The 25,374-nt window shown below is 46.2% G+C and carries 19 protein-coding genes; 4 read left to right on the top strand and 15 right to left on the bottom strand.

Going from position 1 to position 25,374, the window contains the following annotated elements; genetic code table 11:
• The first annotated feature begins 15 nt into the window (after positions 1-15).
• The 3 genes from BQ2633_RS02225 to BQ2633_RS02215 all read left to right on the top strand — a co-directional run bounded on the left by BQ2633_RS02225 (position 16) and on the right by BQ2633_RS02215 (position 4,667).
• Positions 16-1,287 carry a cadherin repeat domain-containing protein gene (locus BQ2633_RS02225; RefSeq protein ID WP_075564827.1) on the top strand — a complete coding sequence of 424 codons (1,272 nt, stop codon included), beginning with the start codon at positions 16-18 and terminating at the stop codon, positions 1,285-1,287.
• A 101-nt stretch (positions 1,288-1,388) separates the two neighbouring features.
• Positions 1,389-2,438: an Outer membrane protein SusF domain-containing protein gene (locus BQ2633_RS02220; RefSeq protein ID WP_075564826.1), complete on the top strand. Its 1,050-nt coding sequence runs from the start codon at positions 1,389-1,391 to the stop codon at positions 2,436-2,438.
• A 225-nt stretch (positions 2,439-2,663) separates the two neighbouring features.
• A complete protein-coding gene (locus tag BQ2633_RS02215; RefSeq protein WP_075564825.1) occupies positions 2,664-4,667 on the top strand; it encodes an alpha-amylase family glycosyl hydrolase in 2,004 nt (667 codons plus the stop codon).
• Between the two features lie 990 nt (positions 4,668-5,657).
• Here the strand turns inward: BQ2633_RS02215 and BQ2633_RS02210 are convergent.
• The 10 genes from BQ2633_RS02210 to BQ2633_RS02165 form a co-directional block, all read right to left on the bottom strand.
• Positions 5,658-6,539, bottom strand: a complete 882-nt coding sequence (locus BQ2633_RS02210; RefSeq protein WP_075564824.1) for a nucleoside phosphorylase — start codon at positions 6,537-6,539, stop codon at positions 5,658-5,660.
• Positions 6,540-6,626: 87 nt separating this feature from the next.
• A complete protein-coding gene (locus tag BQ2633_RS02205; RefSeq protein ID WP_075564823.1) occupies positions 6,627-7,904 on the bottom strand; it encodes a hypothetical protein in 1,278 nt (425 codons plus the stop codon).
• A 14-nt stretch (positions 7,905-7,918) separates the two neighbouring features.
• Positions 7,919-8,566, bottom strand: coding sequence for an MBL fold metallo-hydrolase (locus tag BQ2633_RS02200; RefSeq protein ID WP_075564822.1), 648 nt, complete (start codon positions 8,564-8,566; stop codon positions 7,919-7,921).
• Positions 8,567-8,697: 131 nt separating this feature from the next.
• Positions 8,698-9,318: a 16S rRNA (guanine(527)-N(7))-methyltransferase RsmG gene (rsmG, locus tag BQ2633_RS02195; RefSeq protein WP_075564821.1), complete on the bottom strand. Its 621-nt coding sequence runs from the start codon at positions 9,316-9,318 to the stop codon at positions 8,698-8,700.
• Entirely contained in the window at positions 9,318-11,024 is a 1,707-nt protein-coding gene (locus tag BQ2633_RS02190; RefSeq protein ID WP_141700111.1) for a DEAD/DEAH box helicase, read from the bottom strand. The genes rsmG and BQ2633_RS02190 overlap by 1 nt, the downstream gene beginning before the upstream one ends.
• A gap of 45 nt (positions 11,025-11,069) precedes the next feature.
• Positions 11,070-12,329: an LptF/LptG family permease gene (locus BQ2633_RS02185; RefSeq protein WP_083234046.1), complete on the bottom strand. Its 1,260-nt coding sequence runs from the start codon at positions 12,327-12,329 to the stop codon at positions 11,070-11,072.
• A 255-nt stretch (positions 12,330-12,584) separates the two neighbouring features.
• Positions 12,585-13,763: a tRNA guanosine(34) transglycosylase Tgt gene (gene tgt / locus BQ2633_RS02180; RefSeq protein WP_075564820.1), complete on the bottom strand. Its 1,179-nt coding sequence runs from the start codon at positions 13,761-13,763 to the stop codon at positions 12,585-12,587.
• The gene (gene lon / locus BQ2633_RS02175; protein WP_075564819.1) at positions 13,756-16,239 is read right to left on the bottom strand and encodes an endopeptidase La; all 2,484 of its coding nucleotides are present in this window, start codon (positions 16,237-16,239) and stop codon (positions 13,756-13,758) included. The genes tgt and lon overlap by 8 nt, the downstream gene beginning before the upstream one ends.
• A gap of 55 nt (positions 16,240-16,294) precedes the next feature.
• Positions 16,295-18,763, bottom strand: coding sequence for an ATP-dependent helicase (locus tag BQ2633_RS02170; protein WP_083233902.1), 2,469 nt, complete (start codon positions 18,761-18,763; stop codon positions 16,295-16,297).
• Positions 18,756-19,187: an outer membrane protein assembly factor BamD gene (locus BQ2633_RS02165; protein WP_075564818.1), complete on the bottom strand. Its 432-nt coding sequence runs from the start codon at positions 19,185-19,187 to the stop codon at positions 18,756-18,758. The genes BQ2633_RS02170 and BQ2633_RS02165 overlap by 8 nt, the downstream gene beginning before the upstream one ends.
• Before the next feature lie 774 nt (positions 19,188-19,961).
• Between BQ2633_RS02165 and BQ2633_RS02155 the strand changes: the two genes are divergently transcribed.
• Positions 19,962-20,447 carry a cytidine deaminase gene (locus tag BQ2633_RS02155; RefSeq protein WP_075564816.1) on the top strand — a complete coding sequence of 162 codons (486 nt, stop codon included), beginning with the start codon at positions 19,962-19,964 and terminating at the stop codon, positions 20,445-20,447.
• A gap of 254 nt (positions 20,448-20,701) precedes the next feature.
• Here the strand turns inward: BQ2633_RS02155 and BQ2633_RS02150 are convergent, their stop codons facing one another.
• The 5 genes from BQ2633_RS02150 to BQ2633_RS02130 all read right to left on the bottom strand — a co-directional run bounded on the left by BQ2633_RS02150 (position 20,702) and on the right by BQ2633_RS02130 (position 25,350).
• On the bottom strand, positions 20,702-22,321 hold the full coding sequence (locus tag BQ2633_RS02150; protein WP_075564815.1) for an HU family DNA-binding protein: 1,620 nt from the start codon (positions 22,319-22,321) through the stop codon (positions 20,702-20,704).
• Between the two features lie 5 nt (positions 22,322-22,326).
• A complete protein-coding gene (locus tag BQ2633_RS02145; RefSeq protein WP_075564814.1) occupies positions 22,327-22,602 on the bottom strand; it encodes an HU family DNA-binding protein in 276 nt (91 codons plus the stop codon).
• Between the two features lie 35 nt (positions 22,603-22,637).
• Positions 22,638-23,951: a 30S ribosomal protein S12 methylthiotransferase RimO gene (gene rimO / locus BQ2633_RS02140; RefSeq protein WP_075564813.1), complete on the bottom strand. Its 1,314-nt coding sequence runs from the start codon at positions 23,949-23,951 to the stop codon at positions 22,638-22,640.
• 57 nt (positions 23,952-24,008) lie between these two features.
• Positions 24,009-24,980, bottom strand: coding sequence for a signal recognition particle-docking protein FtsY (gene ftsY, locus BQ2633_RS02135; protein WP_075564812.1), 972 nt, complete (start codon positions 24,978-24,980; stop codon positions 24,009-24,011).
• Positions 24,981-25,191: 211 nt separating this feature from the next.
• Positions 25,192-25,350: a DUF4295 domain-containing protein gene (locus BQ2633_RS02130; protein ID WP_075564811.1), complete on the bottom strand. Its 159-nt coding sequence runs from the start codon at positions 25,348-25,350 to the stop codon at positions 25,192-25,194.
• Between the last annotated feature and the right edge of the window lie 24 nt (positions 25,351-25,374).

Raw genomic sequence — 25,374 nt, 5'->3', positions numbered from 1 at the left:
AAGCACATCACTGATATGAACAAGATATTCACTATGGGACTCGTGCTTTTCACTGCCACTAGTCTCTTCACCGCCTGCGCTGATGATAGGGATTCCAATCCTACCTTGGTACAACCCACCGAGTTCGTACTTAACACTCCGGTTTATGCTAACCAACTGCTTGACTTGCGCGCGTCTAAGCATGTAAGCCTCACTTGGTCTCAGCCCAATGTGACTGACAAGGGAGCACCCCTTGCTGGTGTTGGATTTTATGCTATCCAAGTTTCTAAAGATGGTAAATTCAATGCTTCTGTGGCAGAAGCAGCTGCTGATAAGACCGGTAAAACGGTTGCAGACTACATCGAACTCGAAGAAAAGTACTACAGCACTGCTGTAGACGTCAATGCAGAAGCGCTTGACAAGGCTTTGAACACGCTCTATGCGTGGGAAAATGAGTCAGCGATGCCTGAGAAACTCACTTTGCACGTCCGTGTCTATGCACATTTCGCAGGAACTAATAACCCCGTTGAAGACGGTTCCGTAAGCATAGCCTCAAATGTTGTGAAGGTGCAAGTCGCTCCTTACTACATTGAATTGAGTGACGCTCCTGTTGCGCTCAACTACATTGTAGGTCAAGATGTTGCCGGGTCTTGGAGCAATAATGTTGCAGATGCCGGCAAGGGACTTCTTCCTTTCTTCCCCATCGCTAACGCTAACTACGACAAGAAGACAGGCTTAGGAAGTGTAAGCTATACTGGTTATTTTGCTGACAAGGCAGAGTTTAAGGTATTCTCTCCCAAGTACAGTGCAGATGGTAAAAGCTTTGCCTGGGATTATGCTTACGTTGGTGTAGAAGGCACTCCTGGTACTGCACGTTATCGTGATGGTGGTGATGATGGTCCCAACGTCACAGCGCCTAAGGCTGGTTATTACACCATTGTCATTGACAATGTGAAGCACACCTTCACGATGACCGAAGCAACTGAAATCGATGAAAGCGAAAAGGGTAGTATCGGTATTGTGGGTGAGTTCAATGGTTGGGATAATGACGTTGTCATGACTGCTGCATCTACTGCTGCCAACGCTAAGAACCACGTATGGACTGCTGAACTTAAGCTGGAGAATGCTTCTGAAGTTAAGTTCCGCGCTAACGCGAAATGGGATCTAAGTTGGGGTTCTGCCACAGTGCTTCCCTATGGTGTAGCCACCAAGGGTGGTCCAAACATGAAGCTCAATAAGGGAACCTACAAGGTTTACTTCAACGACCTCACAGGACAATACAACTTCATCCAACAAATAGCCCAATAATCGTTATCGAATCTCCCTATGTCCCTAGTCTAAATGCTTTCCTTTTATGGGAAAGTATTTAGGAGGGCATAAAGGTATTTACTTTCTAACACTTAATTCTTATGTTGAAACCTCTATTCCTAGGACTTGCGATGACGACCCTCGTCGTAGCATGTACTGAAGATTATACAGACTGGGCTTCTCCTCAAACTCACGCCCAAGGTGAGTCGAAGAGCATTACGGCCACCATTGATAGTGTCAAGGCGATTGATATGAATGGGCTAGATGTTCAAGGACCTAACCCTACGGTCACAGTACTTAAGTCTACAGTGACAGGTGCGCCTCGATCTGCTTTTTCTTATCAAATCACCCTCACTCCAGCTGAAGGATTGTCTGGCGATCAGAAGGCCACAGTCCTTACTGCTGACTCTTTAGGTAATGTTTCTCTTGAGGAACTCCAGACAGCCGTTCGTTCGTATTATGGTAAGGCACCTCGCCAAAGAAAGCTCAATGCCAGTGTAGTAGCATTAGCCAACATCAACGATGAGTCTTATCGTTTTGATGGAGAAACAGCCGTTCGCTTCACTCTTACTGCTCCTAACTACTCTGAGTATATGGGTGTTCGTATCAAGGGAGTAGCAGTGGCTAACCTCTCAACTATTGACTTTGATGGATTCTATCAAGGTTTTGCTCGCATTAGCTCTCCTTTCCGTCTCACATATACTTATCGTAATGAGATTGTTGACCTTGGGGCAAATAGTTTCGCTTTGCTTGATGGTGACTTTGATGCAGATGCGCAACAGAACATTGTATCTCCTGCTGCAGGACTCTATTACCTACGTGCTGATCTCAAAGATGCCACTAAGCAAACTCTTGCTCCTGTGGCAATCTCTAAGGTGGGTATGATAGGTGGCTTCAATAGTTGGGGTGGCGACAGTGAGCTCACTTACAATGCTGCAGAAGGTTGCTACAAAGCAGAAGTAAAATTCCAGTCAGCTGGCGAATTTAAGTTCCGCTTCAACGGAGGATGGGACATCAATCTCGGTGGTTCGTTGAACAATCTTACTTTCGGCGGTGCAAACCTCAAGGCCGATGCTGGCACTTATGTCGTTCGTCTCTATCTCGAACAACTCAATGGTCGTGGCATTTATGCCACTCTCACTGCGAAATAAGCACAGAGGACAATCGTTGCCTTACGTTTTATAGCAGAATGTATCCCAACCTTTGTCCTGTCTCTAGCACTGCAGGAGCTCGACTCCTACAGCATTTCCTATGAGCGGATGTGTCTTTTGCGGCACATCCGCTCTATTTTCTAAAATATCACTAGGCGGGCATGACAGACGAATGGACTTTTGATCTCACATTTCCGCTGTGTCCCCAATCATTTTTACATACGTATGAAGAAATCTCTACTTCTCCTCGCTCTTTCTGCTGGAGTTTCTCTTCAATCTCAAGCACAAGGTTGGCCCACTGCCTATGAAGGGGTCATGCTACAGGGCTTTTATTGGGACTCGTTCAACGATTCGCGTTGGACAAAGCTCGAAGCCCAAAGCAGCGAAATTGCGCCTTACTTTCAACTTATCTGGGTGCCCCAAAGTGGAAACTGCAATACGAACGATAATGTGATGGGTTATCTTCCCGTCTATCTTTTTAATCAAAACAGTTCATTCGGCACTGAAGCTGAATTGCGTTCGATGATTAAGACCTACAAGGCGAAAGGCACTGGCATCATAGCCGATGTTGTCATCAACCATCGCAACAATCTCGGTGTGAACGGTGCGTGGACCGATTATCCTAAAGAGACCTACAAAGGTGTAAATTATCAGATGTTGTCTAGCGATATCGTAGGCGACGACGATGGTGGTCAGACGGAAACGTGGGCAGCAAGCCATGGTCAGACCTTGAGTAGCAACAAAGACACGGGCGAAGGTTGGCCTGGATGTCGCGACATAGACCACAAAAGTGACAATGTGCGCAACAACTACAATGCTTATCTCAAGTTTCTTCTTGAAGACCTAGGCTATACAGGGTTCCGCTACGATATGGTCAAAGGCTTTGCTCCTGAGTATGTGGCTCAATATAACCAAGCAGCTCAACCACAATTCAGTGTGGGAGAGTATTGGGACAATAGTACTGCCACCAAACTTTGGGTCAATGGTACCAAAGTCAACAACGTACCGCAGTCTGCAGTCTTTGATTTTCCCTTCCGCTACACCGTGCGTGATGCTGCTAATAGCGGAGACTGGAGTAAACTTGAGAATGGTAGTAATGCCCCTCTCATCAATTCTCGCCAATTCCGCCAATATGCTGTGACTTTTGTGGAGAATCATGACACGCAAACGCGCAGTGCTAGCGAACCACTCGATCCGATCAAGAAAGACACCCTAGCTGCCAATGCTTATCTTTTGGCAATGCCAGGCACTCCTTGTGTGTTCTATCGTCATTGGCTCGACCATAAGCAGGCTATTAAGGCAATGATTGAGGTGCGTCGTGCAGCCGGTGTGGTAAACACATCTGTTCCAACCATCGTGTCGCGTGAACCCAAACAATATGTCGTTTCGGTGGCGGGCACCAAAGGCACTTTGCTCTGTGTTCTAGGCGATGAGGCTGAAAACTATGCACCCGACGCAACACAATATGTCAAGGTGCTCAGCGGTCAGCACTATACTTATTTCCTTTCTCGCAGTACTAATGCTCTCTTGTTGGATAAACCTTCGGGAGAATACGAAGCTGCGTTTACTGCAAAGGTAACCAGTGTGTCAGAAAGTAAACAAACGCTAGTCTATACCACTGATGGCACTGTTCCTACTGCTCAATCTTTGCGTGTACCCGCTGATGGAAACATCAGCATCACTCAAGATGCTACGTTGCAAGTGGGTGTTCTTTCTGCAGAAGGGGAAGTTTCCAATGTGGTATCGCGCACCTATACCATTCGTCCTTTTGTAGAGCATACAGCAACCATTTATGTGCGTAACGAAAACAACTGGACTTCGCTCAATTTCCACGCTTGGAACAACAAGGGCAACAACAATATGAATGGTAATTGGCCTGGTAAAGTCATCACGGACACGAAAGAAGTCAAAGGATATACCTGGTATTACCAGACCTTTGACGTTACTTCCAAGGATTATTTCGTGAATGTGGTCTTTTCTAGCGAAAATGGGTCGCCACAATCTGTCGATGTCACTGAGATCACAGGCGATTGCTATTTCGTAATCACCACCGAACAGCGCGGAGGAAAGTATGTGGTGCGTGATGAAACGGATGTAATCACACATCTTTCTCCCTTGCGTCCAACGGTTCGTCCCAACGTCTGGTTCAACGTTCAAGGACAACGTGTGGAGCAACCGCAAGCAGGACAAATCTATATCAACGCACAAGGACAAAAACGAATGTTCTAATGTGCTTGCAATAGGAATGTGTTTCCCTTATTACAAAGCTTACAATTCCGTTTCATTGAGAAAACTTTACACTCTAAGCACGACATTTTAACGTGTCTACGAGTTTCATTCTCTCTCATGGGCTATATACGCGATTCTCAGGCAAGATCTTTCACTCCATTGAATGAGATTTCGCGTAACTCTCATAGTTTGGCACCATTTTCTCCGACATTTTCTAAATTATCTCCGACGTTTTTGAGATTTTCTCCGACGTTTTTGAGATTTTCTCCGACGTTTTTGAAATTATCTCCGACGTTTTTGAAATTATCTCCGACGAAAATGTGACAAACTCCCAAGTTTGAGAACAAATCATAGGAAGAATTCCTCTGATTTCTTGTTGAATATTGAAGGTTTTAACCAAAGAACGGAATACTGTACTTGATGAGCAAGAGTTTCATCCATTAGTAGCCTCACAGTGTTGTGCTAGATGGAAGGAAACTCTTGCTTTTTTTGTGGCTGACAATTAACAATTCCAGAAACAAATTTACGAGGTTATCCAAGTGGAACCTCAAAGAGTGGATAGCGATGAAGGGATGTTATTTGATGGATCTATAAACAAGAAACGACGCGCCCACTGGCGCGTCGTTTTGAATTCTAACAAAATGTTAGAAGTGGTCCGTTCTAGAAGGAACGAACCGTACGGATAACGATTGCAAAGTTCGGAGTTTTGCCTTATACTTCCAAATAATTTTTTATGCTGTACAGCATAAAACCGAAGAATTGAGCACAAATCTTGCGGTTTATCGCAGTTTTTTCTGCCATAATCTTAGATTTTGGCTCCTCTTTGCACTACGATTGGCGAAAAATAGAGTAGAAAGGCTTAAGAACTTGCGCTACCTCGAGAGATTTGTAAGAGACTATTCTTCAAAATAGATGAAGTTAGCAACAATGCTTAGGCAAGGTGAATGATTATCTGCGAAGCTACTTGCAACACTCGAGGAAGGTGGAGGATTAAATACGGTCGAGAACGAGAGAAATCAGCGTGTCGATGCTGTTTTTGTAGTTGGGATTAGCTTTGCCTGCCACGCGATTAGCGATGACCATGCAGCAAGTCATGGCTTTATGTCCCATGAGTTTGGATAGACCTGCGAGGGCGCTGCTCTCCATCTCAAAGTTGGTGAAGCAGAGGTCACCATGTTTGAATGCCATAATCTTATCATTCGCAGTGGGGTCGGCGAGTGGCACACGAAGTCTTCTGCCTTGAGGTCCGAAAAATCCACCACAAGCGATAGTTACTCCGCGAACCATGTCGGTTTGTCCGATGCGGTCGAGCAGTTCTGCATCATTATCTACGCAATATGGGTGAGCAATGCATTGATTGCCTTGCCATTGCATGTGCGCGAGGAAGGCTTTCTCAAACTCTAGGTCACACGCTTCATTGCGTCCAGCATAAAAGTTGAGGAGTCCATCGAAACCAAGGCTTTTCTGGGAAGCTATGAAAGTACCCTCGGGAGTGTGTGGTTGCAATCCCCCACAAGTGCCAATGCGCACCAATTCTAATTGACGGAAGTAGGGCTTTTCGTGGCGTGTTGCAAAGTCGATATTGGCTAGTGCGTCTAGTTCGTTGACCACAATGTCAATGTTATCACAGCCGATGCCCGTAGAAAGCACTGTGATGCGCTTACCTTTGTAGGTGCCTGTCACAGTTTTGAATTCGCGGCTCTCCACTTCACATTCCTTTTCTTCAAAGTGAGAAGCCACCAAAGCCACACGACCAGGATCGCCTACGAGAATTATTTTGTCGGCTAGTTGTTCTGGGCGGAGATGTAGGTGAAAGATGGAACCATCTGGGTTGATGATGAGTTCAGATTCGGGGAAATAAGTGTTGTCCATGATATAAATGGTTTATAGAATGAGGTTTTCTTATGACTATTGCGATAGGACACGTAGAGTTTTGCCCACTTTGGGCAAATACACCGCCTATTGTGCCAATTCTAGTTGTCTTATTTGTTGAGCCAAAGCCTTTTCATGGGCTGTGATAGCGCTAAGTTGTTGCTTCACCACCGCTAGTTGTTGCTCGTTTTTCTGAGTGCGTTGGCGAGCATACGCCAACTCTGCAGCGTCGCATTGTTGTTGAAGCGCGGTGCGTTGTTGGTGAGCCTTGAACCATTGAGGAACAAGGGCACGCGCCTCCTTATTGGTGAAATCATCTGCTGAGTGATATACTTTGTTATCGTTCACCACGAAACGAAAAAGGGAAGTAGAGCTTGCATTGAGCTGTTGCTTTTGCTGCGCCTTACGTTGCTGTACCGTTTTAATCGAAGCGGTTTGACCTATTTGCGTTTGGGCGATGGAAGAAACCTGAGCAAACTGGCGCAACTCGGCAGAGGAGAGTCGCTCACTATCATAGTCCTTGCGCTCGCTGGGGACAAGGAAGGAATAAATGCAGACTTTGCCTTCAGGTTGACGGCGATCTGTAGCCAATAATCCAATACCCATGGTAGGGTCTACCGCATAGAGGTATTCATTGGCAGGAGAATTGAAGGGCATGCCCACATTCGTAGGTTTGACATATTGTCGCGTGTCGGGATTGTAACGCGTCACGAAGATGTCATATCCGCCAATGGATTCGGCACCTTTTGCACTGAAATAGAGCGTAGTGCCATCTGAAAGGAGAAAAGGGTAGTCTGGCGCGTTGAAAGTACTGTCGATACCAGCTAAGGGTGCGGCAGGTGTCCACCCATTTCCAGTACGAAACACAGACTGTAAGCTCTGGTTGTGACCATAGGGTGCAGCAAAGATGGCAGTGCTTGCGAGTGGATTGACAAAAGTTGCGTTAGACCACAGTGTTGCATTGTTGCGATGAGGAAAGACCTGGGCTGAGGGGAGCAGTTTTCCTGCTTCTTCACTCATCTTAATGGCAGAAAGTAATTTTGATTTATCCACCACCACACTATCTATAAAGACAATTTGCTGAGTCGTAGCCATCATTTCTTCGGCACGGCGCACACTTCTTAGGAGTGATTGGAGAGAATCTTTCGCGGAAGCCTCCTTTGTGCTTTGCACTAGGGATTGAAGGGCGGCACTCGCCTTAGCCCAATCATAAACTTCAATCAGATGATGCACATCTACTGTGGGTTTGGTGGGCGTGACAGGAGAGTTGCGCACTGTGCGTGCATTGTTCTTACGTTGCTGAGCGCTCATCGCCAAAGTGAGGCTGAGAAATCCGAAAAGAAGAAGGAAACGTGAAAGACGCATAAGCAAAGAATTGATTAGGAAATGAGGTAGGGGTTGCTGGTTCGTTCGTGACCGATGGTAGAACTTCTGCCATGTCCTGGATAAATGCGGACATCATCGGGCAAAGTCATCACACGAGTTTGAAGCGATTGTACCAAAGTGTCCATGTCGCCTTCTGGCAAATCACAGCGCCCAATGCTACCTTCAAACAAGCTGTCCCCTGTTATCAGTACTTTCTCCGAAGCGCAGTAGAAACATACGCCACCAGGTGTGTGGCCAGGTGTGGCTATCACTTCAAAATCATGGTTGCCGAATGACAACATCTGGCCATCTGCTAAATATGCTGCCAAGGAGGGAACAGGAATCTCCACACGTTGATGCAAGAAAAGCTGAAGTTCTTCACCCGCATGCAGATATCTGTGCTCGTCGGCAGGGTGGAGTATGGGAGATACTCCGAAAGTCTCGTATGCCCATTGGCAACCAAAGATATGATCAAAGTGACCATGTGTTTGCCACGCTTGAGTGATTTGCAGTTGGTGGGCAGTTACATAGTCGGTTATGGCTTGTTTTTCTTGAGGATGGAGCACACCGCAGTCGATGAGTACGGCTTGCTTCGTTTCATCGTGGAGAAGATAGGTGTTTTCTCCCAGCATTTCCATGAAAAAACTTTTGACCGTGAGCATATATTGGGAAGGTTTTAGAGATACAAAAGGACTAACTATTTTCCGACTAACTTGATGTAGGGATGGAAGTACTACAAGCGGGGGAGGAGGTTAGAGAAGTTTCTTGGGTTTTGTCTAAGTGTGGTGACTCGTTATAACGACACGTACGCCACTTTCTTGGTCTCGAAGAACTCTTCTTCAAAGTAAGTCGAGAGGGTCCACACCTCGCAGCAGTTCTTAAATGGGCGCATTTCTAGTTGAATGTCGCCACCCTTTAAGCAAATCACGCCATTGGGGAGTGAATTTTTTTGTTCGTGGTGCACGTTCTTGCGGATAAGTTTCACCAAATCTCCCATCTGCATGACAGCGCGACTGACCACAAAGTCATATTTCTCCTTCTCTTCCATGACATTGCGGTGAGAGCAGCGTACATTCTCCAAACCGATGGCTTCCGCTACGGCTTGGGCTACTTTAACCTTCTTACCGATGGAGTCGAGTAGGTGGAATTTCACTTCGGGAAAGAGGATGGCGAGGGGAATGCCAGGGAAACCTCCGCCCGTACCAATGTCGAGGACGGAAGAACCTGGGCGAAAACGAATCACTTTTGCGATGCCTAGTGAGTGCAACACGTGATGTTCGTAGAGATTGTCAATGTCTTTGCGAGAAATCACATTGATTTTCGCATTCCAATCACGATAGAGGGCATCAAGAGCCGCAAACTGCTCTTTCTGTTTATCGGTGAGATCGGGGAAATATCGGAGGATCTGTTCCATTAGGCTTGATTTGCAGTGGAGTTATTGCTCGAGTTGGACTTGTCTTGATTGGGGCGACGATGGTGACGACGCTGTCTGTTGGTAGATTGTCCCTGTTTGCTGTTTTCTGTTGGTGAAGATTTGCTTTGACTGCGGTTATTGTTGGAGCTAGCGTGAGATTTTCCACCTCTTCCTCTACCACGGTTGTCGGAGTTGCCTCTACCGCCATGGTTGCCACCTCGGCGATGTGTGCCGCGCCCTTCGTGGGAAGTGGGTTCTTCTGGAGGAAGACAGCCTTCAGGCAAGGGGTTTCTGGTAATTTTCTTCTCAAGAAGTTTTTCAATCTTCGAGAGCGGGTAGCGATCTTTCTCACCAATGAGTGTGATGGCGCGACCTTCTCGTCCTGCACGTGCCGTGCGACCGATGCGGTGCACATAGTCTTCAGGATCGCGTGGCGCATCGTAGTTGATGACCATCTGAATATCGTCGATGTCAATGCCGCGACTTACAATATCAGTAGCGATAAGCATGTCGATATTACGCTGTTTGAAGCCTAGCATCACAACATCGCGCTCAGCTTGATCGAGATCTGAGTGCATGGCTGCGCAGTTGTAGCCCTTGCGCTTGAGAATGACGTTGAGTTCCTTCACACGTTGTTTGGAAGACACAAAGACAATCACACGCTCCGGTGGCTGCTGGGTGAAGATGTGCTTCAAGATAGGTGTCTTGTCACTATCACGACATACGTAGACACTTTGGTCAATCTTTTCTGCGGGTTTAGAGACGGCAATCTTTACCTCCACAGGGTTGTGCATCATTTCGCGCGCCATCTTCGCAATCTCCGGAGGCATTGTCGCAGAAAACAGAATAGTCTGCTTATGCTCGGGAAGTTGCTTCATGATTGTCTTAATATCATCGAAGAATCCCATGTCGAGCATGCGGTCGGCTTCGTCGAGAATGATATGGGTGGTGCGAGAAAGTTCGAGATTGCCCAACTGGAGATGAGAAATCAAGCGACCAGGAGTGGCGACAATGATGTCTGCACCTTGGGAAAAGGCTTTGCGCTCTTGTTCAAATCGGATGCCATCGTTACCGCCATAGACAGCCACGCTGTTAGTTTTGGTGTAATAGGCAAAACCTTGGAGAGCCTGGTCGATTTGTTGCGCAAGTTCGCGTGTTGGTGAAAGAATCAAGCAGTTTACTGCGTCTGCAGGATGCGGTTCTTTGTGGAGTAGGGTGAGCATAGGCAAGAGGAAGGCTGCAGTCTTGCCCGTTCCGGTTTGCGCAATGCCAATCATGTCTTTGCCTTCAAGGATATGAGGGATACATTGGGCTTGTACGGGGGTACATTTCTCAAAGCGCATATCCCAAAGAGCGTCGAGCACATCGTCACTCAAAGCCAAGTCCTCGAAATATACCGTAGGTTCTGGCGCTGGTTCTGCAGTTTGGGGCTTATCTTCTTTCGCTTCCGCTACGGAAGCATGGGAAATCTCTGCAGAACTCGCTTGAGCATCAACAGATTTTTCAGATTGTTGCGAGGGAATATAGGATTCCACAGATGAATCTTCAGACTTTTCAGAAGAAAGGTCTGAGTTGTCCGTGAAATCCTCACAGCCAAGAGGAATCACCTCGGCAGCAGGATAAGGGTTTTTGCTTTGTGCTGACTCTCCACTTGCGGAGGTAGAATATATAGTTTCCTCGAATGAGGTGTTTTTTTCGTTACTCATTATAATGTAATAGGAGGGTTCAATGAATGTAACGCAGCGGTTGCGTTATTGCGGTGTTCGTTTGTAGAACCAAAATGCGATGAAAGTGTAGAGAATGTTGGGCAACCATACGGCTAACCAAGCTACCATGCCTGCATTTGTGGCAAAAGACGATGAAATTGTCTGAAGTAGAATGTAAGTAAAGGTAAGAGCAAGCCCAATACCAATGCTCGTGCCCATGCCGCCTTTGCGCTTTTGCACCGATATAGAGGCACCAATCAGCGTAAGAATAAAAGCTGCGAATGGAGAGGCAAAGCGTTTGTGGAATTCTACTTCAAAGGTGCTCAGTCCAGCTGCGCCACGCAAACGCTGACGCGCGATAAATGCGTCAAGTTCTGGCACTGTCATCGTTTCTTGTTGCCCACGGATGAAGAAGAAGTCCTTGGGTTCCATTACGATAGTCGTATCAAGCTTGTCGCCAGATTTGATTTTCTCTCGCGTACCAGTGAGCGTGCGTATCATATATCCATGAAGCGTCCACGAATATTTGTGATCTGCCAGCGTATCATATTGAATCGTCTGAGCAGTGAGGCGCGAAACTAGTTTTTTCTCGGAGAATTTGTCTAATGAGAAGCCTGACCCCGACTTAAGTGTATTGTCAAAATGGGAGATATAAGCTACAACACCAGTGTCTACTTGCATCTGTATGTTGTCTGCTTCGTCAATCACCAACTGTTTCTTGATATATTTGTTGGAAAAGTTCACGCGCGCCACATTACCTTTGGGAATGACGTAAGCCCCCAATGCGAAGGTGATGACCGCAATAAACGTAGCGCCAAACATATAGGGGCGGAGTAGACGACGGAAGCTCATACCCGTAGACTTCATCGCTATGATTTCCGAGTGATTCGCTAGGTTGGTTGTGAAGAATATGACAGCAATGAAGACGAACAACGGTGAGAACATGTTTGCAAAATAGGGAGCAAAGTTCGCGTAGTAGTCGAAAAGAATCTCAGTCCATTTGGCACCACCATTGGTTATCTTGTCGATATTCTCGTTAAAGTCAAAGATAATGGCAATCGTGATGATGAGTACCAATAGAAAGAAATAAGTGCTGAGATATTTGTTGAGGATATATCGGTCAATTCTCTGAAAACCAATTAAGCGCAATACGCTACGGAAGCACCAACCTACGCCACGGAAGAAGGAGCGTATGAGCCACCATAGTCCTTTTAGGAGATACCAAGGTGAAAATACGCACCATCGCAGCCATTTGAGCCACTTCTTTTTAGACGCAGCGCGCGACACCACTGGCGAAAGGGACATTTCTGTCTCTTCCGTCGATGATGCCGCCTCGACTGTTGTACTAATATCACCCTCATCTATGAGAGTATCTAGCACTTCTTGAGTTGCTTCAAAAGAAAATTCGGAATTTATTGTTTCCGAGTTGATTAACTCTTCTGGAAAGTCGGAGTTTTTAGTTGAGAGGTCTGTCATCTCTTCTCCTTCTTCAGAAGGCTGAGTTAGGTTCTCGGGCAATTCCGCATCGTTATCTTTGAAATCCATGAGATGATGTGGAGATTAAAGTCGGTGAGCCAACTGAGGAAGGACGTTTCTCTTCCATTCTGCAAAGTCGTTGGCTAAGATATGCTCGCGCGCTACTCTCACCAATTCGAGGTAGAACGCGAGATTGTGAATCGAAGCTATTTGAAGTGCCAAGAGTTCTTTGCACTTAAAGAGGTGATGTAAGTAAGCCTTCGTGTAGGCATGATCACAATGTGCGGTACCCGTGGGGTCTACGGGAGAGAAGTCCTTTGCCCATTTGGCGTTTCTGAAGTTGATGATACCATTCCATGTGAAGATTTGACCATTACGTCCGTTGCGCGTTGGCATCACACAGTCAAACATGTCTACGCCTCGTTCGATACCTTCGAGGATGTTCATCGGAGTGCCGACTCCCATGAGATAGCGTGGGCGGTCTGTTGGGAGAATCTCATTGACAACCTCAATCATTTCATACATCTTCTCGGCTGGTTCGCCTACAGCAAGTCCACCGATGGCATAACCTTCTGCGTCACGTTCTGCCATAAACAGTGCACTTTCGCGGCGCAATTCTGGGTAAACACAACCTTGAACGATGGGGAAAAGTGCCTGGTGGTGACCATATTTGTCCTCTGTTTCTGAGAAGCGCTTGATGCAACGATCGAGCCAACGATGCGTGAGATCGAGACTTTGGCGTGCGTATCCGAAATCCGCAGTGCCAGGAGGGCACTCGTCGAAAGCCATCATGATGTCCGCGCCAATGGTCCTTTCTATGTCCATCACACTTTCTGGGGTGAAGAGGTGTTTGGAGCCGTCAACATGACTACGAAACTCGCAACCATTCTCACTCAATTTGCGGATACCCGTGAGAGAAAAAACTTGAAAGCCGCCACTATCGGTGAGCATTGGTTTGTGAAAACCATTGAACTTGTGCAGACCTCCCGCAGCTTCCAGCACTTCAAGTCCTGGACGGAGATAGAGGTGATACGTGTTTCCGAGGATGATTTGGGCTTTCACCTCATCGAGAATCTCATGAGTGTGCAAACCTTTCACCGTGCCAAGGGTACCAACGGGCATGAAGATAGGAGTTTCGATGGTGCCGTGATCTGTGGTGATGCTACCAGCACGCGCAGCACTTCCTGCATCGGTATGCTGTAATTGGAATAGAGGCTCGCCTTTACGCCACGTTTGTCGAAGGCTTGGGGTGATATTACTCATTATCTGTATTCTTATTCTTGGAGTGTGGGATAGTAAGGTCTATGGCATTGGACACTTTTTCATCGAGAAGCGCAATTTTCCAAACTTCGCTCACCGTGGAAACGAAGTGAAATGTGACTCCTTTGACATAGCGTTCGGGAATGTCGAGTATGTTCTTCTCATTGTCTTTAGAGAGAATGATGTCTGTGATGCCAGCGCGTTTGGCTGCCAGAATCTTTTCTTTGATTCCCCCGACAGGAAGTACTCTGCCACGGAGCGTAATTTCGCCCGTCATAGCTAGACGAGGGCGTACTTTGCGCTGTGTGAGTGTAGATGCCATCGAAGTAGCAATGGTGATACCGGCAGAAGGTCCATCTTTGGGCACTGCACCCTCGGGGAAATGGAGGTGAAGTTTCCAATGGTCAAAGATGCGATGGTCCACTCCGAGCTCGTCCAAGTGCGACTTCACATATTGAAAAGCCAATAGTGCGCTTTCTTTCATCACATTTCCGAGGTTACCTGTGATGGTCATACGCCCACTCTTTGCGCGGCTGATATTACTTTCTATGAAGAGCATTTCTCCCCCTACGGCAGTCCAAGCTAGACCATTCACCACACCGGCAAAATCATTACCTTGATAAGCGTCGCGATTATAGGGAGGAGTTCCCATAATCTCTTGCACATCCGCAGGTTTTAGCGTCTTGTTAGCCATCGCCTTTTGTTGGTCCTCATCGGAAATCTGATAGTTGAGCACTATCTTGCGTACCAACTTGGCGATTTGTTTTTCTAATTGTCGCACTCCACTTTCGCGCGTATATTTTTCGATGAGAAATTCGGTCGCAGCTGGAGACACCTTTAATGAAAATGGCAACTGAAGACTCTCAAGTGCTTGAGGTAAAAGGTGTTTCTTTGCAATTTCTTTCTTCTCTTCGGTGAGGTAGCCTTCCACATTGATGAGTTCCATACGGTCACGCAGAGGATCTGGGATGTTGCTCAAACTATTCGCTGTGGCAATAAAGAATACTTGGCTCAAATCGTAGTCGAAATCGAGGAAATTGTCGTGGAACGTATTGTTTTGTTCGGGATCCAGTAGCTCTAATAAGGCAGCTTGTGGGTCGCCATGATGCGTACGTCCACCCACTTTGTCTATCTCGTCAAGAACCAACAACGGATTGTTGCTTTCCGCCTTAATGATAGTCTTCATGATGCGTCCACACATCGCAGCAATATAGGTGCGGCGGTGTCCACGAATTTCACTTTCGTCATGCACGCCACCGAGAGAGATACGCTGATATTTGCGTCCGAGGCTCTCAGCGATGCTGCGGCAAAGCGAAGTTTTACCTACACCAGGAGGGCCATAAAGACAGAGAATCGTGGTGGGATGCTGTTTGCTGACTTTCATCACAGCCAAGTGTTCGAGGATTCTCTCTTTCACCTTCTCCATTCCATAGTGATCGCGGTCAAGCACTCGCTGTGCGCGTCGCAAATCTAAGTTGTCGGTAGTCCATTTGCCCCAAGGAAGTGACAAAATTGTGTCAAGATAGTTGTAAACCACGCTATAGTCGGGCACTGAAGTGTTCATGCGCTCCAGTTTGGTCACTTCTTTTTCGAATATCTTTTGCACATTCTCGGGCAAACTCAGCGATTTAGCGCGCTCTTTTAATTCTTGGGCATCATTTCCTTCAGAGTTGCCCAATTCCTTTTGGAAGTTCTTGATCTGATGTTGGAGATAATACTCCTTTTGTTGTTGATCCAGTTCTTCGCGTGTGCGTTCGCTGATCTTTTGTTTGAGTTTTACAAACTGAAGTTCGCGTTGCAAAATGCGCAATAAGGAGAAGGTGCGGCTCATCATGTTGCCATCTTCAAGCAATAAAGCCTTTTCTTCTGTGTCAAAAGGTAGGTTTGTTGCGACAAAGTTGATGAAGAAGATGGGATTAGAGATATTTTGTACAGCCATAAAGGCTTCCATACCCAAATTCTCATTCAGTTTGATATATTGCAGCGTTGCTTCACGAAAAGTCTCAAATAGAGCCTTGAATTCCGCATCGTTTTCTTCGGGCAACTCCTCTGGGAGTGTGCTAACGTGGGTGCGGAGAAACGGATTGATGCGTGTAGGTTCTGGAGAAAGGCTTATACGTCCGAAAGATTGGAGGATAGCTGTGGGGTGGTGATTGGGAATTTCTACCACGCGTAGTACTTTTGCCAAAGTACCTGTAGGGTAGATGTCTCCCATCGTGGGAACTTCGATAGCTGCGTCCACTTGACAGGATACCGCAATATAGGCGTCCCCTCCGCGTTGCTCGGCATATCGAATCAGTTCGAGAGAGCTTTCGCGGCCAACTGCCACAGAAGCTACCACGCCAGGAAAGAGAACCATGTTACGAAGTGGGAGAACTGGGAGAGTTCCATCCACTTGCACGTTGAGAAGGTCGTTGATATTTCCTTCAAAGTCGGCTATCACGGAGAAAGAACCTTGAAGTGTATTGTCTTTACTCATGTAGGGTATTCAATGTTGTTGCAAAATTACTCATTCTCATTGGTATGACCAAAGGCTAATCTAGCACTTTGAAACGAGCAAACTTGAGTAATAGTTTTTTTCGTCCAACGGCTTGAAACTCCACCTCGGCTTTTGCATTTTCGCCAGAACCTTCGATGGCTAGAATCGTTCCTTTGCCGAAACGATCATGTTCGATGTGACTTCCTTCTGATAGTGCACTTATAGCTGCATTAGTTGCAGCTGAAGCAGATTTTGACTGTGCTGCTCTCATTGGTTTCAGAGAAGAAGCCAAAGATGATGGGGCGGAGCTGCTAGAAAATCCAAGTGAAGAGGATGTGCTAGCGCTATTTTTAGACGAAAGAGGCTTGTCTTTTTTAATCGTTGGTTTGGGATAAGCGCGACTGCTAGAAGTCTTTGCTGAAAAGTCTGGAGTCCTTGTTGGTTCGTCCCATTCGTTGCCAAAAAGAGCTTCTCTGAGCGCGCTGGGAATGTGACCTTCGCTGCCGAAACCAAGAGTTTCTTCTTGAACAAAGCGTTGACTGATTTCTGCAATGAACGGACTCGGGTCTGAAATCTCAAATTGTCCATAGCGGAATCGGCTTTGGGCGTAGGACAAGAAGCAAAAGCGCTTAGCTCGCGTCACAGCGACATAGAAAAGCCGTCGTTCTTCTTCCATTTCTCTTGGGAAGAATCTTGCTTGCGAACCAGGGAACAAGCCTTCTTCAAGTCCAGTCACGAAAACTGCTCCAAACTCCAAGCCTTTAGCAGAGTGAATGGTCATCAGTGTTACCTTGGGAGTGTTGTCGTCTTGCTGATCTGCATCGGTTTGCAATGCACTTTGTTGCAGAAATTCTCCTAAGAAGACTGTGGGTTGTCCTGTTTCTTCCAATGTGTCACGCTCAAATGAGCGAATGGCACCTAAGAGTTCTTCCACGTTCTCACGTTTGCTTTGACCTTCTGGTCCATCTTCTTTTTGCAGATCGGCTTTGATGCCAGAGTAGTCTATGAGGGTTGTCGCAAAATCAAAGGCACCGATGTTCGTCACGCGTGAGCGAAAATCGAGAATCATGTTGCAAAATCCCTCGAGTTTACTGAGCACGCCTTTGTTGAGTGCGACACCATAGAGAGAAGGTTGTTCTGCCACCGCCCAAAGACTGACATTTTGTTCGCGCGATGCCGTGAATATCTTTTGCAGCGTGGTGTTTCCAATACCGCGCGCTGGATAGTTGACAATGCGCTTAAATGCCTCTTCGTCGTTTAAGTTGGTGACCAAACGGAAATAAGCAATGACGTCTTTAATCTCTTTACGTTGATAGAAAGATAAACCACCATAGATGCGATAGGGAATGTTGCGTTCACGCAAAGCATCTTCAAAAGAACGGCTCTGAGCATTGGTGCGATAGAGAATCGCCATTTCGTTGAGTGGCAGATCTTCGCTGCGACGAAGGCGGGAAATGTGTCCTACCACTTTTGCTGCTTCTTCCTTGTCAGAGGCGGAAGGCATCAACAGAATCTTTTCGCCTTTTTCGTTTTCACTGAAAACTGTTTTCTCGATTTGTTCTTTGTTATGGCGAATGATGCTGTTGGCTGCATCAACGATATTTTGGGTCGAACGATAGTTGCGTTCCAATTTCACCGTCACTGCTTCGGGGTATTGGCGGTGGAATTGCAAGATATTATCGATGTTTGCCCCACGAAAAGAGTAGATGCTTTGTGCGTCATCACCAACAACGCAGATGTTGTGGTTGTCTTTCGTGAGCAAACTCACGATAGCGTGTTGGGCATAGTTGGTGTCTTGATACTCATCGACCAAAATGTAACGAAAACGCTGCGCATATCGCTTACGTACCTCTTCCACTTTGTCAAAGAGAAGGAAGGTGTAGAGCAACAAATCATCAAAATCCATGGCTCTTGCTGTGCGACAACGTCGAAAATACTCCGTGTAGACACGGTGCAAATCGGGCATGTTGTCGCGGGCATCTCGACTGGTGAAGTGAGGGTCTGCCGCGTATTCTTGGGGCAACATCAACCTGTTTTTTGCATCGGAGATGCGTCCTTGCACCTTTGATGGCTTGTAGGTCTTATCATCTAACTTGAGCTCTTTGATAATCGACTTAAGAAGGGAACGAGAGTCGGCAGAGTCGTAGATAGTGAAGTTGCTGTCAAAACCGATGCTTTGGCTTTCAGCTCTCAATATGCGCGCGAAAATGCTGTGGAAAGTTCCACTCCAAAGCCCCCGTGCTCGTCCTGGTCCAACAATGTTGCTGATGCGTTCATTCATCTCTTTGGCAGCTTTGTTGGTGAAGGTCAAAGCCAATACTTCCCATGGTGCGTAGCCGCGTTCGAGAAGATAGGCTATTTTGTAGGTGAGCACGCGTGTTTTGCCCGAACCTGCTCCTGCAATGACCAACAGAGGGCGTTCGCATTCGCGGACAGCCGACCATTGACTCTCGTTAAGTTCCGATTGCCAGAAGCTATCAGGACGAGGTGCCGGAGATTCTATGGAAGAATAGGGATCAGTCATGGCTTTTTCGTTGGTCGATGTCGTGTTGGAGTTTACGGTGATAGAACTTTGCTTGTTGACACAGTTCATCGAAGCGTGCTTGAGTCTGAGCATTCGCCTTGCCGTTGCGTTGTATTTCGTCTTGCATCAGGCTGTCTGCGAGTCTAAGTCTATCAGCAGTGAAGGCTATTTCGATGCTATCCATTAGCAATATCCCAGCTTCTCTACCATCGAGAGCTAGGGGGCAGTTGCTTCTCAGAGAGCGCAGTTGCTTTCTCGCCTCGTCGTAGCGTTTTTGTTGTAGTGCGGTTCTCGCGTTGGTCAACAGAATCAGGGCATTTGCTTCATCTTTTTGACGCGCTTGAGATTGTTGAGAGCCAGATGTTTGGCATGCGGTGAAAATCAACGCACAAAGAAGTAATGTATGTCGGAAAAAATGGAGCATAATTAGGCAATTTCGATGTGCTAAGTTACGAATTTTCTTTGAGATGAGCAACAGCCCGTACTAGGAATAGTTGTTTTGTGGTGTTTTTGCTCGAGGTGCGCGTAAAGTCTTTGATAAAGAGAGGGGAATGCTACACTGCTTCTTGGTTTGTTTTTAGGAAAACTATACATGATTCATGGCTGTTTTTAACGCGCAAAATGAAGTGAGTGGAATACTCTTCGCAAATAACCGCGCTGTTGTTGATTAGGTTTTGGTGTTTTTCGATGAAATTTGTGGTGTGTTCGTTGGTTTTAAGTGTTATTTCCCTGTTTATATACCACATTCTGGGAAGTATGCGATGGTTTCTTCCTACAATTAGAAAATTTTGTCCGAGATAATTTGAAAAAACTCCGACGTTTTTCTGAAAATCTCCGACGTAACTGCTGCTTTCTCCTACAGAATGGGTGAAGAGCTTGGTTAGTCTAATCATTTTTTCTGATATGACTTCCATAACATTGGATTTATGGTGTGTGTTGTGGCTGGTTTTTAGAAAACTTTCGTGGATTCTTTTCTTCTGATTTAACACTTAAATAATGATTCTATCATAGAATGGTTCTAGGTCCTCACAAAATGTAGGGTTGCGCATTGCGTGAACCTCCTTTCTTCTTGCGCTGTGTATGGTGTCATAATCTCTATTTCAGAAGAAACGTTCTGTAAAATTATGGAATAGAATTGTGTTGTTTCTCGAGATAATCCTTATATTTGCATAGAAGTATCACTTTTATTCATTTGCTTATGTCTAAAGCTCAACATATTCTTCCTTATACCATTTATCCTCAAGGCGAAGGTTTGTCTGCGGATGATGTAGAATTGCTGCAACAAGCTAAGAATGCCACGCAAACTAGTTACGCACCGTATTCTCACTTCTGTGTGGGTGCAGCCCTGCGTTTGGATAATGGGGTAGTGGTTTGTGGCAGTAACCAAGAAAATGCGGCGTATCCTGCTGGTTCTTGTGCAGAGCGAACTGCCATGTTTTATGCTAATGCGCAATATCCAGACGTGGCGCCTGTATGTATCGCCATAGCTGCTAAAAGAGCCGAGGAAGAAACCTTTTTGGAACACCCAATTAGCCCATGTGGAATCTGCCGTCAGGTCCTTATCGAAGCGGAGACGCGCTACAAAAAGTCGATTCGCGTGCTGCTTTATGGTGAGGATGCAGTCTATGAAATTGAAAAAGTTGGCTACCTTCTACCATTTCAGTTTGATAGTTCTGCCTTGTAAATCGTTTTTTGACCATGGTTTTAACCTCACTCTAGGAAAATTGTAGCTTACTAGTTGCTTACAGATAGTAATTTTGTTCGCTATTTTCACACTGTTTTTCATGTGAAACTACAGCTATAATTTCGATTTACTCCAAACACAAAAAGCACCCCATCCAAGCTCGCACGAATTGTGTGGAGATTGGATGGGGTGCTTTATGCTATAACTGGATGAAAAGCAGTGTGGCGCTTGTTTGCGTCAAGCTTCTACTCTGTCTATTCTTGCATCAATTGTGGGATTTTGATGCGCTGACCTATTTTGATAAGGTCAGGACGATCAATATGATTGTGCAAGATTATATAGTTGGCATAGTTAGGACTACCATAATAGAGCTTTGATAAGCGTGGCAAACTTTCGCCTGCTTTGACTACATGCGTCATGTAGGTGCCTACAATCATGGATTTACCATGTGGCATCTGTTGGAAATCTCTTGACTTAGTGCGAAGGCCTTCCTTTTCTTGAGCGGTCAACTGGTTTCCTTTCAGCACGATGCGTCGAGTTTCCTGAGGCTTTTCCGCAACGGTAGGAGTGGGAGCGGAGGTCGTTGCTGTTGTTTCAGCTGTAGTATTTGTAGGTGCAACAGTCATGTTTGCCGAATCCTTGGATGCGGTAGAAGAAGAGGCTTGATTTTCACCAGAGGTCACTGGAGGGTCCAGCTTGGGCGAAGAAGTTTGCAGCGTAGCATTCGCGTCAGTGTTGTGGTTAGTAACAACTGCTGGAGTCGACATCACAGTGTGCATCTGTGGGCAGTTGGGACAGAGCCAATGATAATAGCCTGCAAAATAAGTGAGAACCAATAATAGGAGGACAAAAGCGAAGAGAAGGATGTTGAAGCGCGTGCGGTGGTGATGCACTTTATTTCCTATTTCTTCTGTTTTTACGTGAATCTCTCCTTGGAGGTTTGTTACATTCTGCAGTGTCCCTTCTATTGATGCGGGAGGAGGAGCGGCAGGCGTTTCTTGACTTGTCAAATCTGTACTAACTTCTGCGATTTCTTCTGCAGGTTCTTCAACTGCAATTGGCGCTTCGGCAATGACGATTTCTGGCGCTTCCTCGAGAGATACTTCAGGTACTTCGTCAGAAGCGTGGCTTTCTTCTGTACTCGTATAGCCAGCTGCTGAGGATGAGTTTGGGATGTCAGCAGTTTCTTCTGCAACATCAGCAGGAATCGTCATAGCAGTGCTAGAAGTAGGATATATTTCTGGCTGATCCGGAGAAAGTTCTTCTGCTGCAGTTTGGATTCCTCGCTCATCATTTGGCGCCACAGGCAGAGTAGCTGTAGTTGTTTCTTGGGTATCCTCTGCAACCTCCGTAGATGGCGTGTCATTCATCGGAACACGATCTTCTTCCGTCGTAGCCTCATCTTCTTCCGTCAGAATTTCTTCCTCTGGAGATACAAAGCTCTCAGCAACTTCACTGACCACAGTTTCATGGGAGGGCACTTCTGTAGCCTCCTCTTCGCCGTATTCCTCTGTTGCAACGGGTACGGAATCTAGTTCTTCTTCAGGTGTTTCGTTGTAAAGTGTGGTGGTGGTGAGCAAAGCAAAGGGACTATTTACTAAATCACGCAGAGTATTGTCGGGAGTAAACGTGATTTTTGTATGCTTGCCGATTTGAAAACGCTCGCCAGTGTGGATATTGACGCTTTCTCTCTCATTGACAACCACAAGTTTTGTGGTGCCAAATCCCGTAACTTTGACAAGGCTATCATTTACTAAGGCCTCCTCGGTGAGTTCGAAGAAGGCACGCACAAAGTTCAAGGCTTCTTCTGTGGAGATGCCTTGTTGATGAGCTAGTAGAGCAGCGAGATCTTGCGGTTGAAATTTCTTTTCCATGGAGATTACGCGTTTACTTTGTCTTTGAGCGTGGGACTGGGCTTGAATGCTATAACCAGTTTTGGGGGAACTAGTTGGCGTTGCTTGGTGATGGGGTGCACAATAATGCGCTCTTTCTTCTTCTTCACCTCATAAGTGCCAAAGCCTTGCACGTTGAGGGTCGCTCCTTCGTCGAGCATATTCGCCAAGGCGTCTACCAGGGCCTCGACGTGCTGCTTTACAGTCTTGGGATTTTCCTGCAGACGCGTTGCCAATGCATTGATAAACTCTTTGTTATTCATTGATAGGGTACTTATTGGGGGTGAAAGATGTGCGGCTACACGATGTCAGCGTAAAGGTCAAATTCTTCTGCCGCTGTGATTCGTGCTTCGTAGAACTGCCCGATTTCAAGTTGGTAGTCGGAGCTAGACACCAAAACTTCGCAGTCCACTTCTGGAGAGTCAAATTCTGTACGACCGATGTAGTAGCCTTCTTCTTCTCGGTCGATAATGATGCGGAACTCTTTTCCTACTTTCTCTGCAGAAAGTTCAGCAGAAATCTGTTCTTGTAGTTGCATCAGACGATCTAGTCGGTCTTGTTTAACTTCAGCTGGAACGTCATCTTCGTAGTTTTCGCCTGCGAATGTGCCTTCTTCTTCACTATAGGCAAAGGCACCCATGCGATCGAAGCGAGCTATGCGCACAAACTCCATGAGTTCTTCAAAGTCTTCTTCTGTTTCTCCTGGAAATCCAACCATGAGTGTGGTGCGAATCGTGATGCCAGGTACCTCCTTTCTGAAAGCAGCTAGGAGTTCTAGAGTTTCCTGTTTGGTGATATGGCGACGCATACGCGTGAGCATGTGGTCGGAGATATGCTGGAGAGCAATGTCGAGATAGCTGCATACATTCTTGTTTTCTCGGATTACTCGAAGCAATTCCATTGGGAATTTAGTAGGATAAGCGTAGTGTAGGCGAATCCATTCCACACCAGGTGTTTGTGCTATGCGCTCAATGAGTTCTGGAAGACATTGACGTCCGTATAGATCTATGCCGTAGAAAGTGAGTTCTTGTGCAATGATTTGAAATTCATGCACACCAATCTTCACGAGGTCCTCTACCTCATTAACGATGTCTTCTATGGTGCGACTCTGGTGCTTTCCGGTAATAAGTGGAATAGCACAATAGGCGCAGGTACGATTACATCCTTCCGAAATCTTGAGGTATGCGTAGTGTTTGGGGGTGGTTAGCACACGAGCGCTCAGAGCGTTGCAAGCCATAGCAGCAAGACTGTCGGTAGAGGTGAGATCTTTTATAATATCTTTCCAGTCAAACTTGCCATAAAATCGGTCAACTTCTGGGATTTCAGCTTTGAGTTCTTCGCGGTATCGCTCAGAAAGACAGCCCATGACGTAAATTTCTTTCAGTTGACCTGCAGTTTTGTGCTCCACCAAGTTCAAGATCTGATTTACGCTCTCTTCCTTGGCATCACCGATGAATCCACAAGTATTTATCACAGCAATATCGCCATGCAGTTCTTCTGGATTGTGATGAAAGTCGCAGCCTATGGCGGCAAATTGGCGGAGGAGGTTCTCTGAATCTACAAGATTCTTAGAACATCCCATGGTGATTACGTCAATGGTATGCTTCATTATGTCTGTCTATGTCGTTGTGTTGGAGGAGGGTAGGGCACTATCGTGCTGCAAAGTATGTTATTTCTCGTTGGAGAAAAGAGAGTCTACAAATTCACGTGCATTGAAAGGCTGCAAATCTGTCATTTTTTCACCTAGACCAATGTATTTAACGGGAACTTGCATCTGATGGGAGATACCGATGACCACGCCACCTTTGGCTGTACCATCAAGTTTTGTGATGGCGAGTGCTGTCACTTCTGTAGCTTTGACAAACTGTTTGGCTTGTTCAAAAGCATTTTGACCAGTACTTCCATCGAGAACCAAGAGTACTTCTTGGGGAGCGTTGACGTCAATCTTTTGCATCACCTTCTTGATTTTGGTGAGCTCATTCATCAAACCAATCTTATTGTGTAAGCGACCTGCTGTGTCGATGATTACAACGTCAGCACCAATGGACTTGGCATGCGCCAAGGTGTCGTAAGCCACAGAAGCAGGGTCAGCGCCCATCTTCTGTTTTACAACGGGCACACCTGTTCGTTCGCCCCAAATGCTCAGTTGTTCCACTGCGGCTGCACGGAAGGTATCGGCTGCACCAAGCACCACCTTTTTGCCTTCTTCCTTGAATTGGTAAGCCAATTTGGCTATAGTCGTGGTTTTTCCCACACCATTTACACCCACCACGAGGATAACGTAGGGGGTGTCTGAGGATGGAATCTCAAAACCTTGGTTTTCTTCACTCACATCGTTGCCATCTGTAGCAAGGAGTTGCGTGATTTCCTCTTTGAGAATTACATTGAGTTCGCTGGTACTTACATACTTGTCGCGTGCTACACGCTCTTCAATGCGATGAATGATGTCCAAAGTTGTGTCGACACCTACGTCACTAGTGATGAGGATGTCCTCGAGATTGTCGAGCACATCATCATCTACTTTTGATTTCCCCGCAACTGCGTGGGCAATCTTTGAGAATACGCTGGTCTTAGTGTTCTGAAGACCATTATCAAGTGTCTCCTTTTTTTCCTTTTTCGAGAAGAAGCTGAAAAATCCCATAAGCATAGAGTTTGTGCAAAAATACGACAAAATCTTGAAATGAAGGGTCTTGAATCTTTGAAAGTTGCAGTCTATTCAGGCAAACATACGTAGAAAAGATGCATATTTGCATGAGAATCTTGTTCAGACAAAAAAGCTCTCGCAAAAACTTGCGAGAGCTATGTGGTGTTCTACTAGTCATGATAGAGCTAGTAGGGAGAGTTTCGATAGATTAGTTCTTGAAGAATGCGTCTACATCCTCGTTGCGAACCATTTGCTCATTAAAGATGTAAGCGCCAGTCTTAGGGCTCTTTTCCATCTTGATGACTTTTGTGTACGAACGTCCGTCTGTTTTACCAGCTTGGAACGAAGCGACGGTCTTTTTTGCCATAGTTGATTATGTGCGAGAAAGGGT

It is taken from the genome of Ihuprevotella massiliensis, from assembly GCA_900095835.1.
GTDB classification, from domain to species: Bacteria; Bacteroidota; Bacteroidia; order Bacteroidales; family Bacteroidaceae; genus Alloprevotella; species Alloprevotella massiliensis.
Note: the sequence above shows the minus strand (reverse complement) of the source record. Positions and strands in the feature narration are given on the sequence as shown.